This window comes from Fictibacillus sp. 18YEL24 (genome assembly GCF_015903855.1).
GTDB lineage: Bacteria > Bacillota > Bacilli > Bacillales > Fictibacillaceae > Fictibacillus > Fictibacillus phosphorivorans_C.
Genome location: NZ_JACZDT010000003.1, coordinates 487,681 through 501,401, shown reverse-complemented (window position 1 = coordinate 501,401; position 13,721 = coordinate 487,681). Strand labels below are relative to the sequence as shown.

The 13,721-nt window shown below is 36.8% G+C and carries 17 protein-coding genes; 5 read left to right on the top strand and 12 right to left on the bottom strand.

Going from position 1 to position 13,721, the window contains the following annotated elements; translation table 11 throughout:
* Nucleotides 1–34: 34 nt before the first annotated feature.
* Nucleotides 35–685, top strand: coding sequence for a FusB/FusC family EF-G-binding protein (locus HU823_RS12920; RefSeq protein ID WP_144701708.1), 651 nt, complete (start codon nt 35–37; stop codon nt 683–685).
* A gap of 61 nt (nt 686–746) precedes the next feature.
* On the opposite strand, the gene HU823_RS12915 is transcribed toward HU823_RS12920, so the two are convergent.
* Together HU823_RS12915 and HU823_RS12910 are read right to left on the bottom strand one after the other, a co-directional pair.
* Entirely contained in the window at nt 747–1,706 is a 960-nt protein-coding gene (locus HU823_RS12915) for an LLM class oxidoreductase (protein WP_137790132.1), read from the bottom strand.
* A 186-nt stretch (nt 1,707–1,892) separates the two neighbouring features.
* Complete coding sequence (locus HU823_RS12910; RefSeq protein WP_137790133.1) at nt 1,893–2,447, bottom strand: GNAT family N-acetyltransferase; 555 nt, start codon at nt 2,445–2,447, stop codon at nt 1,893–1,895.
* Nucleotides 2,448–2,618: 171 nt separating this feature from the next.
* Here HU823_RS12910 and HU823_RS12905 point away from each other — a divergent pair, with 171 nt between their 5' ends.
* Entirely contained in the window at nt 2,619–3,671 is a 1,053-nt protein-coding gene (locus HU823_RS12905) for an ArsR/SmtB family transcription factor (RefSeq protein ID WP_197222328.1), read from the top strand.
* Nucleotides 3,661–4,893 (top strand): MFS transporter, encoded by a 1,233-nt coding sequence (locus HU823_RS12900; protein ID WP_197222327.1) that lies wholly within the window; start codon nt 3,661–3,663, stop codon nt 4,891–4,893. The genes HU823_RS12905 and HU823_RS12900 overlap by 11 nt, the downstream gene beginning before the upstream one ends.
* A 73-nt stretch (nt 4,894–4,966) precedes the next feature.
* Here the strand turns inward: HU823_RS12900 and HU823_RS12895 are convergent, their stop codons facing one another.
* On the bottom strand, nt 4,967–6,001 hold the full coding sequence (locus HU823_RS12895) for a zinc-binding dehydrogenase (RefSeq protein WP_197222326.1): 1,035 nt from the start codon (nt 5,999–6,001) through the stop codon (nt 4,967–4,969).
* A 243-nt stretch (nt 6,002–6,244) separates the two neighbouring features.
* On the opposite strand from HU823_RS12895, the gene HU823_RS12890 reads away from it, so the two are divergent.
* A complete protein-coding gene (locus HU823_RS12890) occupies nt 6,245–6,805 on the top strand; it encodes an MEDS domain-containing protein (protein WP_231607434.1) in 561 nt (186 codons plus the stop codon).
* 491 nt (nt 6,806–7,296) lie between these two features.
* On the opposite strand, the gene HU823_RS12885 is transcribed toward HU823_RS12890, so the two are convergent.
* The 6 genes from HU823_RS12885 to HU823_RS12860 all read right to left on the bottom strand — a co-directional run bounded on the left by HU823_RS12885 (nt 7,297) and on the right by HU823_RS12860 (nt 10,876).
* Nucleotides 7,297–7,629: a hypothetical protein gene (locus HU823_RS12885; protein ID WP_197222324.1), complete on the bottom strand. Its 333-nt coding sequence runs from the start codon at nt 7,627–7,629 to the stop codon at nt 7,297–7,299.
* A gap of 332 nt (nt 7,630–7,961) precedes the next feature.
* Nucleotides 7,962–8,702 carry a DUF5694 domain-containing protein gene (locus tag HU823_RS12880; RefSeq protein WP_231607433.1) on the bottom strand — a complete coding sequence of 247 codons (741 nt, stop codon included), beginning with the start codon at nt 8,700–8,702 and terminating at the stop codon, nt 7,962–7,964.
* A gap of 140 nt (nt 8,703–8,842) precedes the next feature.
* On the bottom strand, nt 8,843–9,367 hold the full coding sequence (locus HU823_RS12875; RefSeq protein WP_066392333.1) for a GNAT family N-acetyltransferase: 525 nt from the start codon (nt 9,365–9,367) through the stop codon (nt 8,843–8,845).
* Entirely contained in the window at nt 9,364–10,056 is a 693-nt protein-coding gene (locus tag HU823_RS12870; RefSeq protein ID WP_197222322.1) for a diphthine--ammonia ligase, read from the bottom strand. Before HU823_RS12870 ends, HU823_RS12875 begins: the two co-directional genes overlap by 4 nt.
* Nucleotides 10,057–10,080: 24 nt before the next feature.
* On the bottom strand, nt 10,081–10,284 hold the full coding sequence (locus HU823_RS12865; protein ID WP_066392329.1) for a helix-turn-helix domain-containing protein: 204 nt from the start codon (nt 10,282–10,284) through the stop codon (nt 10,081–10,083).
* Between the two features lie 19 nt (nt 10,285–10,303).
* A complete protein-coding gene (locus tag HU823_RS12860) occupies nt 10,304–10,876 on the bottom strand; it encodes a DUF2975 domain-containing protein (protein ID WP_197222321.1) in 573 nt (190 codons plus the stop codon).
* Nucleotides 10,877–11,066: 190 nt separating this feature from the next.
* On the opposite strand from HU823_RS12860, the gene HU823_RS12855 reads away from it, so the two are divergent.
* Nucleotides 11,067–12,263 carry a DUF418 domain-containing protein gene (locus HU823_RS12855; protein WP_197222320.1) on the top strand — a complete coding sequence of 399 codons (1,197 nt, stop codon included), beginning with the start codon at nt 11,067–11,069 and terminating at the stop codon, nt 12,261–12,263.
* A 46-nt stretch (nt 12,264–12,309) separates the two neighbouring features.
* On the opposite strand, the gene HU823_RS12850 is transcribed toward HU823_RS12855, so the two are convergent.
* From HU823_RS12850 to HU823_RS12840, 3 genes are all read right to left on the bottom strand, one after another.
* Nucleotides 12,310–12,453: a hypothetical protein gene (locus HU823_RS12850; protein WP_153238922.1), complete on the bottom strand. Its 144-nt coding sequence runs from the start codon at nt 12,451–12,453 to the stop codon at nt 12,310–12,312.
* Nucleotides 12,454–12,474: 21 nt separating this feature from the next.
* Complete coding sequence (locus tag HU823_RS12845; protein WP_197222319.1) at nt 12,475–13,254, bottom strand: aminoglycoside 6-adenylyltransferase; 780 nt, start codon at nt 13,252–13,254, stop codon at nt 12,475–12,477.
* 228 nt (nt 13,255–13,482) lie between these two features.
* A complete protein-coding gene (locus HU823_RS12840) occupies nt 13,483–13,683 on the bottom strand; it encodes a hypothetical protein (RefSeq protein ID WP_197222318.1) in 201 nt (66 codons plus the stop codon).
* Nucleotides 13,684–13,721: the final 38 nt, after the last annotated feature.

The following is a 13,721-nucleotide window of genomic DNA, read 5'->3' as shown; positions in this document are numbered from 1 at the left end:
TTCTTTTTTCACAAAAAATAAGGAGCTGAACAAAATGAGTAAACCATTCATTAGAAATCATCAGTACAACCTCATAAAAAAACAGGTTTTACAACTACAGCGTGCATGTAATAACGGTGCTGATCCAAAAGTAATTGAAGCTGTTCAACACAGCGCTCAATCAAAAATTCTTGAATCTTTTTCTGAGCTGGATGAATCACAAAAAGATTTAATAGCGGGGTTAGAACCTTTACGCAAATCAGAAGAGTTTCAGAAATACTTGCAATCCTTAGAACCATTTCTTGAGGAATTTTCAACCACTACTAATAAGCAGATCATAAAATTGTTTCCGAAAGTGAAGAAGCTGAAAGTACCTGATTTAAATACGATTGATTTTCAAAAGATCAGCTATCTTGGCTGGGTTGATATTGGTACGAATAAAATGTTTATCGTGTATCACTTAGACGGTAAGCTAGTTGGTGTGCAAGGTAGATATACACCTTCAAACAAGGGTATCTGTTTTTTGTGTAACGGAATTACAGATGTTGCATTATTCTCAGCGATAACAAAATCTAAACCAGCAAACGCTTCTTCCGACTATTATAAAGCGATCGGAAATTACATTTGTACGGACAGTCATGAGTGCAATAAAAGAATTTCAAATGTTGACTCTTTAGAAAAGTTTCTTCAAGACGTTCTATACTAAAGAAAAGCCAAGCTTCTGCGTCTAGCAGCTAGCTTGGCTTTTTTGTTACCTTTTTAAAGTTTTAAAGTTTTAAAGCTGGAAAATGCGGTATCACTTCTTCACCTAGTTCTTGTATAACTTCTTTAGCTGGTCTTTCACTATCGAAGAGTGCAAAGAACAAGTGGTTTACTCCAGACTCTTTATACACTTGCAACAGCTCGATCAATGGATTGCGGCCGATTCTAAATCCTAAACGAATCGGTTGTGGAGCTTCGTTAGGATCTTCTGCTAGATCAAGGTGCATGGGCTGAGTGAATGGTTTGAACGTATTAGGATGATAGCGCTCAACTAACTCTCTCCACCTTTTTATTGTTACTTCTTGATACTTAGGGCTGCGAGGATAGTACATCCACCCATCTCCATGCTCTGCAAACCACTCCATTTCCTGTTGTGCATAGCCTGTAATAAATGTCGGAATTCGTTTTGTTGGCTTAGGTACAAGATTAGCTCCCTGCAGGGCTCCCCGGGATGAATGGATTTCTGGGTATTCGTTATAAAGGACCTGGTTAAGATATTGAAAAGCCTCCACAAACGCTTGCCCTCGTGTTTCGTGCGAGACACCTAAAGCAGAGAAATCTGCACGTCTATCACCTGATGATACGCCAAGCAACACACGTTCTGGGAACAATTGATCCAGAGTTGCGATTTCTTTAGCAACACGCAACGGATGCCTTAATGGTAGTACAGCAGCTGCTGTTCCTAGTGCAATTTCCTTCGTCTGACTTGCTAAATATGTCATATAGATCATCATATCGTAAATCTGACCTACCGCTGGATCCCCAAAATTCGGATCTTCCAACAGAACATCACGAAACCATAAACTTGTGAAACCTAATTTTTCAGCTAACTGCGACAATTCAACTTGCTGTTCCATCGTCGGAGTAGCAAATCTATAATTTTCAAGAGGGATGTGTAGTCCAAGTGTTAATTCACCCTCACTATACATTCGATTGTAAGAACGATGATATTTGAATGGATTCATTGTTGGTCGTGCCCTCCTATGAGAAAAGATTCCTTTATGATTTAAAATCATACGCTCTTTACCAAAAAATAAAAGTACGCACTTTGAAGTACGATAGGCACTTTCAAGTAACAATTACGTAATATCAAAAAAAGCCGACAGCAAAAAGGTCTGTAAAACCTTTTCCTGTCAGCTTACCTAAACATCCTAGTTATTTTGTTTCCATTCTTCAGCTAATAGACCATATATCACATGATCAACATAATGATCATAAAGCCATTCTGCTTGGCGAATCTTGCCTTCTTCCTGAAATCCTAGCTTCTCAGGAATCGCACGGCTTTTTTTATTTTCTTCAGCTACTCGTATTTCAATTCGATTAAGATCGAGTTCATTAAAGCCATATGCAATATATGCTTTACACGCTCTCATCATAATTCCTTTTCCTTGAAACTGTTGACCGAGCCAATATCCCATAACACCGATCTTATGTAACCTATTTATTTCGTTAAACCCGATAATTCCAGCAATGTTTCCTTTATAAATAATTGCTGTTGTCTTTGGATAACCCCCTGTTTCAATTACCCCTTTTAAGGTCGCTTTTATGAAAGCAAGGGAATCTTCTTCTTCATTCGTATAGTCTAACCAGCCTAGCCATTCCTTTAGATACTCTTTAGATTGAATCGTTAGTTGGAAGAACTCTGTAGCATCTTTTTCATTAAACATACGAAGAGATAGCTCCTCGTCAATTTTATAAACAAACATAACCTTTGACCCCTTTTTTCCTAATTTTAGCACATAGGTACGGAAAATAGAGGTTATTATTGATTTTAAAAAAATTCAATTCATTTTGAATTATAAATTCTAAATATGTTGAATTTTAATTTTTATTGAATTAGAATAAAAAATAGAATTCATTACTTTTTGGAGGTAGACATGAAAAATATCCATTCTCCTCATTCTCATGAAACTGTATCCCTATCGATTGAGAGTTCAATGGTATGGGAACTAGCTCTAGGAATTGCAGGTTATACATACGAAAAATTGCGTCACACGTTTGAACAGGATGAGCAGTGGACACAGCGAGAGTCTCTAATGTCAGCGTCCTTAAGAAAGAATTTAGAAGCAATACAACAAACAAACTTGTGGTATGGCATGATTATGCTGCAGAACAAAATTTCAGCTTCTACGATTACAGAATTTTCATTAAAAGTTTCTGAGTTACCATCTGACGTTTTTTATGAAACGCTTTTACCTTACAAAAATCGTTCATGTGAGTCGCACAGAAATGAGGCCGCAAAAAGTTATGAACAATCTACTGCCTTTGATCAATACGCATCTCTATTTAAAGAACACGACTTTTTGGAGGGATATGTACGAACACTTGGGCATATAAACCGTGATGAACTGCACTCCTTACTAACTGAAACACTTTCGGAATGGTATAACTGGCAAAGTAAATATACGGATTGGGAAAAATGGATGCAAGCTCTCTCATTTGAAAAGAAACAGCATGGTCTTCTTGATCACCAAAAAACATCAGAAGAAATTGAACGTATTACAAGAGGAGCAAAATATGTTCCAGAACCTTCTGTTTGGAACATAAAACTAATTCCACATGTCTCTTATAGACCATGGATACTTGAACAAAAAACATCAGATACAAAGCTCATCTTTTATCCATTGAGTGATGAAGCGTTACTAGAGCCAGGTTCTCCTACAAATGAGCTTGTACGGGGGCATAAGGCACTAGGTGACGATCTTCGATTAAAATTATTGTATCAACTAATGAGAGGACCACTCTCTCTTCAAGAATTAACCACACAGTTTAACGTATCAAAAACCACCCTGCACCACCAGCTATCACTTTTAAAAGCTGCTAAATTTGTTAAGGTTGAAAAGGGTATATATTCCGCTAATACACACTATATTCGTTCGTTCTCCAACCAACTTCAACACTATTTGGGAGAAGACACAAATGAAGAATAACTCATTATCTAGACCATTTAAATCCCTCTGGATCGGCGAGATCATTTCCGAATTTGGAGGCGCTGCCGGTGGAATCATAAATGGCCTTCTTCTGTATGAGATAACAGGGTCTAAAGAGTGGATGGGAGCACTTTGGCTTCTTTATTTTATTCCATCCTTAATTCTGCAAGGTATCAGCGCTCCATTCCTAAACCACGTTATTAAAGAAAAAATGCTTTTAAATATTCAACGATTCCGTTCTGTTGCTTATATTCTGCCTTTGATCGGATACATAAGCGGTTCAGAAATAGGTACGATCGCTGGATTAGTGATTCTGCAATGTGTATTGGGTCTATTGCAACCGATATACGCTAGTCTTTCTTTTGCTTTATTACCAGATCTTTGTGAAGAAAAAGAATTAGTTTCTGCCAACAGCTTACTCGATGGAACCATACGCCTCATGAGTTTTATCGCACCAGGTGTTACATCGTTACTTCTTTTAGTCAGTCCTCTGTATACCATTTACGGGTTATCTAGCCTTATGTTTTTACTGAGCTCCATATCGCTTTCTCAAATTCCTCATGTAAGCAAAAAAAGAGTAGCGACATGGTCAAAAAAGTTCTGGTGGGAAGAAACAAAAATTGGGTATCGTACTTTCCTTCAATTTCCACAGCTACTTAGACTAACTCTGTTATCATCATCTGTACAATTTGCAGTAGGAGCCACTTTGGTAATAAACGTGCCTTTTATTAGAGAAGATTTGACCGGGGAAGCTTGGGAATATGCGATTTTTGCGGGAATGTTTCCGATTGGATATGCGCTTGGCATGCTGCTTCTTACAAAGTTACCTAAGAACAACAAAACCATGTATGTTGGCCTTGTTGGAGGTGGGTTGTCTTTTATCGCATTGTACTTCGCTCCTTCTGTTTATATCGCTTGGGGATGCGAATTCTTAGGAGGACTCTTATTTCCGATGTTCAATGCCCAAAGCTCTGCTCTTTTTCAACGAAATGCTCCTCGAGATCGATTATCACAATTAAGCGCAGTGAGGTTACTTTTTCTTCGGATCACCATGCCACTCGGAATCTTATTCGCTTCTAACAGTTACTTAGGCATAAGTACTCGTATGACATACTTTTTTATCGGTGTGATAATTGCAGTGCCGGGAATGTATTACTTAATCTGTACCTTGATTCAAAATAAAGATCATGATTTGAAAGATCAAGTTAAAATCTCAAGTTAAATGAAAAAATGGCGACCAAAACTAGAGAGTCCTAATTTGGTAGCCATTTCTTTTATTTTAAACTAAATATTTACTAAGGAATTAATACAATTTTCCCTAACTTTCCTGCTTTCTTAAAATATGTTTGAGCTTCTCTTGCCTCTTGAAGAGGAAACGTTCGATCTATAACGGGTTTAATTTTACCTTGAGAAATTGCATCTAACATTCGAGCAAATTCTGCCTTTGTTCCTAAAACAGAACCGTATAGTGTTATGTGTTTTAAATATAAAGTTCTAAAATCAAGCTCTGTTTTTTGTCCGCCGGCAGATCCTGAAGTACAGAACTTGCCTCCGTTTTTTAATACTTGGAGAGAAATAGAAAACAACGCGTCTCCAACCACATCTAAAACAGAGTCAATCGGACCCCCGTTGATTTGTTGGATTTCATGCGCAAGGTCCTTCGATTTATATGAGACTACATGTGTTGCTCCGAGTTCTTTTAGTTTTTCCTCTAACGTAAGGTCGCCTACCACAGCAATTACTTTAGCTCCAAAAACATTTGCAGCAATCTGTACATTCAGTGAGCCTACACCACCGTTGGCACCCGTTACTAGGACGGTTTCATTCGGTTGAACCTGAATCTGTTCGACCATGTGCCACGCAGTTAAACCACTTACGGAGAAAACGGCACTTTCTGTGAAACTCTGTAAAGGCATATCAAAGCAAAGATGTGCTGGCCATACTACATATTCAGCATACCCTCCGTCATACTCAGACCCTATAAATGACATATCATCAGAGATATGTTCGTATCCTTCTTCTCCACTTGATGTAAAAGGAAACAAAACAACGTCCTTTCCTATCATAGAAGATGCAACTTGTTTCCCTGTTTTCACAACTGTACCTGTAATATCTGAGCCTGGTATTCTCGGAAATTGAACCCCTTCTGGTCGCCAACCTGATTTAGAACCTGTACCATATGCTCCTTCTCTCATCCAAATTTCCGTATTATTGATGCCACATGCCTTCACCTGAATTAAAACTTCATTTTCTCCTGGCTCCGGTATGTTGATATCAACAACTTCTAATTTATTTATATCTCCATAACCTGTCACTTGAACGGCTTTCATAGAATCAATCCCTTATAAATCCATATTTTGTCTTTGAGCTACATACTGCATTCATTATAATTAGTTAATGTCTTATCGCTACATCTCTTATAGTAGCCCAAAAATAAAGTGATAAAACCGTCACCTCAACTTCTTAATTTAAATAACTTTAGCTTTTACAATACTTCCCTTAGCTTTTATCATGTAAAACTAGTAAACTAATAGAAATACATACCCGAGAGTTGTGATAATTTGAAAATGAGTATGAACGAGTTATTTAAACAAAAAAGAAGTGTTCATGTTCTTTATTCTTACAATGAAATGAAAAATTATATAGAACAAATTGTTAGTTATATACAAGAAGGTACCTCTTTAGGAGAGTACGTTGTAGTTATTGAAAACGAACGAATTTATCGAATGGTTCATAAAGAGCTCACCACTCGCTTAACTCCAGAACACATGAAGCTTGTTCATCATGTAAATAACTTCGATTTTTACTATTCAAGCGGCAGTTATCATCCGCCTGCAATTATTGATTACTTCTTCAAAACAGTTCAGCCTTATGTAGATAATAACCACTCTTTTCGCTCATGGGCACATGTGGAATGGGGCACGATGGAAGATCCGCTCCATCTGATTGAGAATCTTGAGAAAATCGTAGATGGTGCCGTAAATGAACTCGCATTCCCGCTCATTTGTGCATATGAAGGTGAAAGGATGCCAGAACATCTTCAGACAAGCTTATTGAAAACACATCCTTATATTCTTATCGACGAGGAATTCAATATATCAGATCAATATATTTTGAATGATAACATTAAATAAAACACTGCATATGCAGTGTTTTCAACTTATAATTGGCCATCACTCTTTTCCAGCACATACTCTTTATTTGAATTCTTCACAACATAATCAAAGTGCTAATGTGTGGAATGCATGAACATTTCATATTGAATTCTTCGTTCATCATGTAAATGTTTGTACCTCGCTCCGAAACCTCACGACTCCTTTTAAAATCTTTTCATAGCTTTTTTGTACTCCTAAAATTTGTCCTACATGATCAATGTACCTTTTTTGATAAATAAACCTTTTGAATACTATATAGTTGTATGCATATTGCAATCAACACACCGAGAATTGCACCTAGTAGTATACAAATGCCCTCTTGATTATAATAACTTCCGACAATTAGACCGAACAGTAATCCAAATAGAATAGTTGAAATGAGGACTTTCATTTTTTCAGACTCCTTATTTGTATACTTTCCTTTTACTTAACGAGCAGCTATTGAGTGAAGCTCGTTTATCTCGTTTCCACTAGCTATGCGTCTTGTCTTTCTTTTGTCGCGTAACATATCGCTCTATTCCAGAAACCACACTCCCTATAATATAGAGAGCACCGTTTCCAATATAGACTAGAGCTATAATTGCTCCTGCAAGTCCTGCTCCGAACCCATCACTTCCTTCGCGATGAGCCTCCTCTCCTAAATATGAGCCTACCCACATTGCAACCAACGGTCCTAAAAAACAAATGATGATACCTGAAACCCAATAAGGTATTCTGTACTTTTCCCTCAAAGTATAAGGAAAATAGTTAAACACAAAAAGACTTAGAGTCAATACGATACCAAACACAGCACCTGAGTTCATAAGCTCCTCCTAAATGGAATATAATGGTACTATAATGTATATGTTACTCGTTAACAATCATGTGAATGGGGGTCGATTCATGTATGAATAAAACAATACTCTCACTAGTTCTTGGAATAGTTATAGGAATTGTATGTTCTTATTTTCTATTAGACTATCAAAGCCAGACGATTGAATTCATAAATCATAATGGTGAAAAGTCTAAAATTGTTCAAGAATTAGACTTCAATTTTATCTCTAACACTGTGGCGTTAATGATAGGAGCTTCTCTTGCTGTATACTTTACGCTTTTATGGCTAGAGAACAAGAATTACAGATAATCTTGCCCCATTCTATGTAAGATAGTCTAGAGGATTTACAACCTCATACAACCTACTCTCATTTAAAAATTGCGTAACTAAATGTACATGAGCCGCACCAATTATTAATAGGGTACGATCTGATATCGATGTAATCTTAGTTAAATTGTAATAAAGGATTAGATTTCGTTGATACCACCATCTCATCCAATCGATGCCAATATATTCTTCGGAGAAACCAATTCTTGCTATTGCCATATACATCTCGTGTTCCTTCTCAATAAAGGAAGTTTGGTTTTGCGATCTGATTATTTCATAGATGCTCTCGCTACCTATTGAAAGCTGCTGATTAGAACGATAGGTATCATTTATGTAACGAAAAAACTCAGGTTGATTCTTTTCAGCCCACTCAAAAACCTGACCCAACCCTCTATTTCCTACCGTATCCATCCAGTCCACAGCATGTACTTTTTCATGTTGTAGATCTGAGGCGATACGGAACCCAAGCTGATGTACTTCGTCAATTGCTAGTTTTAGTTCACCCTCTTTGAATTGAATAAACTCCTGATTCAATTTATTTTCTTCACTCTTTACTACCTCTAATGCAACCTTTGTTGGCTTAAATTTCTTTAATTGTTCCACCACTTTCAATATTTCTTGTTGTCTTGAATCAGCTAACAGATCATCAAACTCCATTCGTTGAAGGTCCGGTGTATACCTCATGTGAAAAGTACCTACTACCATTATTTGTGGTTTTTCTTGTTTGATGTTCATCACAACAGCTCCATACTATTCTTATTTAATCCAGTTCTTTGAATTACCAACCTATTCTTCTTGCTATCTCAATTCAATAAAAATCCAAAAAATCCCTTTAAATCAAAAAAACTGCCCGAATGGACAGTTATGATTCATTATTATTTGATTAATTTCTCCATTCGAATGTCCGCCCACATTCGATCTTGATAATACGTGAATGCCTCGACCCTACCAATTTCTGAGTATCCCAGTTTTTGATAAAGCTTTTGTGCGGTGGTGTTGAATTCAAATACACCAAGCTCGATGCGTTTCAAACCATTTCTTTTCATTTCATTCTCTAAGTACGACAACGCTTGGTAACCAATTCCTTTACCTCTTCCAACCGATTCACCTATCGTAATACCTAACCATGCCGTTCCTTCCGTTCTCTTAAAAAGGTGAGGAGGATCGACCATATAGTTCATCTCACCTACTAATTGATCATCTACAAAGATCAAATAAATCTCGTGAAACTCTAAACGTTGATACAAGTCTTCCATCGTGATGATTCGTTTACTTTCGAGCTCTACTCTATCCTTATTCGGTCGTGTTAACGGAACCAGCTTTGTGTCGTTCTCCCAACGATTTAAAGCTTCTACTACGTTTTCTTCAGGTTTTAACATCTTTCTAAAGTGAATGTTCATTTCATAACAGCCTCCGTATCATTATCTATGAACCTGCATGAATGTATGTCGAGCGACCATAATCCTGAATTTAAGATAACATCTGAGTGAACAATCTCAAGCCTTTTTCCGAAGATTGGTCCGTCTACAACAAATGTATGATATTCTCCATGTTCACCCATTGGGCAGCTCTTTGTTGCTTTAATATCCTTACAAAAACTTTCATTCAACTCGCGACCTGTCCAAGTCGAGTCCAATATATCTGCTGAAGCTCGACATACAATCGACTGAAAACCTAATGAAATAAATTCTTCCAATAGTTCAGAGGCTTGTTCTTTTAAGATCCATACGGGAAAAAGAGCATCCAGACCTGCTTTTTCCGCAACCTGTTCATTCCATTTCCGGTCTTCTTCCATATACAAACTGCCGAATGCGATCGCATCTATCCCAAACTGTTCCTTTATAGAAGTTAAAGACTTTACCAAAGAAACTTCATACTCCCCAGCTGAATCCACCATAATTAAAGGAAGATCGATCGCATCTGCTTGTAATTGTAATATTTCTAATGGAATACCATGGGCATGATTTCGTGCATCTTCTTCAGAAACCATAGATATCAAGCATACAACTTCATGCTTTTCTTGGAGCAATCGATATAGAGCTAAGCAGCTGTCTTTCCCGCCGCTCCAGCTAACAGCTACTTTTTTCATGTAAAAATCCTCTCTCCCTCTATTTTAGTCTTCAATATATTCGATGAGATCGCCTGGCTGACATTCTAGTACTTTACACAAGGCATCTAGTGTTGAAAAACGAATCGCTTTTCCTTTTTCATTTTTAAGTACAGAAAGATTAGCAGGGGTGATATCAACCAGTTCAGACAATCGGTTCAATGACATTTTTCGCTGTGCCATCATAACATCTAATTTTATTCTAATCATTGCAATCCCTACTCCACCTTTAGATTGTGTGTTTATTTTCTTCTACTGCCTCTACGGCAACCTTTAGTGCAGAGGCTAGAATCATTACGAAAATCCCTGTGAAAAACGTATCAACATAAGCTAATCCTGTATATGTTACAGAAGCGTTCGTTACATGGATTTCCTTAAGTGCTTTTGTCATTAAAAGCTCATCCATAAAGGTAAAAGCTGACCCAAGTACAAGAATGGTGATACCCATCTTGAATAAAATCTTAACGTTCTCCATCATAAATAAACTCTCTTGGTGTAAATTCTGTAACAATTTCCTCATGAGTCTTAAGAAAATTAATGCAAAAACAAACATAATGATAGAGGTCACCAATGAGAGGACGATGAATTCTTCATCCTTATAAAGTAAAGGTTGCTGATCAAAAACTAACGTTAAGTTGCTGTACACAGGATCAAATGCACCGAAAGACTTTGCCAATTCCCCTGTTGGACTCATTAAATAAGACAAATGATATACCAAGGTAAAAATACCAATAAGACCAATAACATAAAAAAGAACTGAGCATAATTTCGCTCCATATTTATAAAAAATTTTCCACTTCATCTTTCTGCTCCTCTTCTTTAATTTCATAAATTTAACATACCATAAAAGAAGGATAAAATCTCAATAATCATTATTTTTTTATCGTAAAACAATAAAAAATTGTTGTATTTTATTAAATGCGCTGTTATAGTTATGTCGTCGACGCATTTGTTAGGTATTGGTAATTATGTAGAAAAAGGGGATTATTAACATGTCATTGGTCAAACAGAGAATTAACATCATCGATGGTATTAGGGGATTTAGTTTATTAGGGATTCTTTTAGCAAACCTACTCATTTTCCAGTTCGGAATCTTTGGAAAGGACGAAATTCATTATTATCAATTATCAACCGTTGATACATATGCTTACTACTTCACAAAAGTGGTGATTGAAGGCGCATTCCTTCCCATCTTCATGTTCATCTTTGGGTACTCTCTCATTCTTATGCGTAACAAGTTAAAGGAAAATAACAAACGCGTAAAGTGGCATCTGTTCAGAAGATTCGCTTTACTGATGACTCTTGGGATCTTGCATAGTACGTATTTATGGGAAGGAGATATTCTTTTTGTATATGGGCTTATGGGTCTTCTGCTTTTGGTCATGGTAAATCGCAAACCAAAGACACTATTGATTTGGGCTGTTCTACTATTCTCTCTTCTGTTCATTGGCTCTCTGTTTGAGGCAGAAGAAATCAAAATGATTCGTGCTGATAAGATAGATTTATACATGAAACAAACACAAGAGATCTATGGATCAGGAACGTACTCAGAAATAAGAGCACACAGTCTTGATGACGAAATGCTTGATATGAGTGGTGGTGAAGCCGCCTTCATGTTATTATTAACTCCTTTTGTTCTTAGTCCGATGTTTCTGATTGGTATGTATGCAGCACATCGAAAATGGCTGCAAAACACGTCTTCTAAGATCAAACAGTTCACAATCATAAGTGGTTTATTTATACCAATCGGTCTCTTACTAAAAGCTACTCCTCTCCTCAGCAAGCAGTGGGATTATCGTTTAGATATGAGCATGATCGGGGGAAGTATGCTTGCTATCGGTTATATCAGTCTGTTCGTTTACATGTACAACCATCAGAAGTTCAAACGCTTTTTAAGTGGTTTTGAGAGTATGGGAAAACTATCATTAACAAATTATTTAATGCAATCGATGATTTGTACATTTCTTTTTTACGGCTATGGTTTAGGTTGGTTTGGTGATCTTGGTGTAATACTGGCCACTGTAGTAGGTGTTATAATCTTCGGAACTCAAGCACTTCTTAGTTCCATTTATTTGAAATACCTGCCCATCGGTCCAATGGAATATCTTGTACGCTTGGTCGTCTACTTAAAGATACCTAAGTTCAAAAAACATACTTCTTTAGAGGATAATCATAGAAAAGCGATATAAATAAAGATAGCTGTCCACACAGGGACAGCTATCTTTTGTTTCATGATTATTTCTCATCTAGTCGATCCGCTATTCTTTTTAGAGATCGGTTCATTTGATATAGCATGACCAAGACAAAGATTCCTACTCCTATTGGTACTAAAAATGTAAATAACCCCATTAATGCTAACCCTGACGCTCCATATTCCATACACTCACCACCTCATGCCAGCTAATGATCAATGAGAACTTTCTTTAAAATCTCTTCTTCCCATTTCTGTTCATACGTAATTTCGACAATTTTACATAACTCTTTATGTAACTTTTGAAATTGAGGTAAGATTCTTCTTAAAATCCTTAACATGTCTTCTTCGTTAGAATTGTAACGCCATTCAGATAGGAGCATGTGCTGCCAGTCAGCTAACGGACTGCTCTTTCCTTCAACCTTCGACCAATCACCGAATGTATTCGGTTGCAGACCTGCATTCATATACCATCCAGACACCATAGAATAGATCATGTTTTCTAAGCATTGTTTTGCGTATGAGAGTTCACTTCGCATGATCCGCCTATAGAACTCATGAACGTATGCAAAGAATTTAGTACGCCAGATCTCTACTTCTTCTATTGTTGGTGAGTAGGATAGCTGAAGTGAATGTTGCCTTATGGAGTTTACATGACCTTCAGGATCGTAAACTATTTTTAAATGCTGCATCCAAATAGAAGGGTGAAGATCATTTTTCTTGTAATAGAAAGAATCTACTTTGATAAACGAGTCATAATGAGCGATAGAATAGTTTGTCCAAGGAAAATCTTCATAGAAAAGAACTTTCCCCCAATTGGCCGCTCTTTTCTTTTTATTCTCTCGAAACTTCTCAAAAACAGCGTCTTGCACGACAACACGAAGATCAATATCTGAATAGAGATCTATGTTTCCTTTTCCGATCGACCCACCATAAAAAACTGCTAAAACATTGTTATCTGCCACTAGATCTTGTTCTATAGTTCTCATTAATTTTTTCCGTAGTAACGGCAGTTCTCCATCCCTCTTTTTATTGAAATTCCTTAAAGCTTCAAATCCCACTCATTGAAAACCAGCTCCCTATTATCATCTTCTTTTCATATTCCTCTTAAAGGAGGATTGTACCTTCTTTTTCATTTGTTAAAGAGTATAAAACGAAAAAAACTCATTTCCCTTTAGATGGGTCATGAGCTTTTATTTTGTACAGAAATTTTCTTCTTAATTTCTGTTTAGATTCGTGCGTTTTTGTGCCTGCCACACGTGGATCATACTAGGAATCCCAACGCTCATACTCACGATGAAACTCCACATCACATAACGCCATTCACCGGTATAAATAGCGATGATTATAAAAAACAACAACTGTCCTACAAGAGCAAATAACGCAGCAATCCAAGCTAGTGTAAGGTTCTCCTTCATTTCATCTCTCCTAATGGAAAATGATTTAAATCTATGAA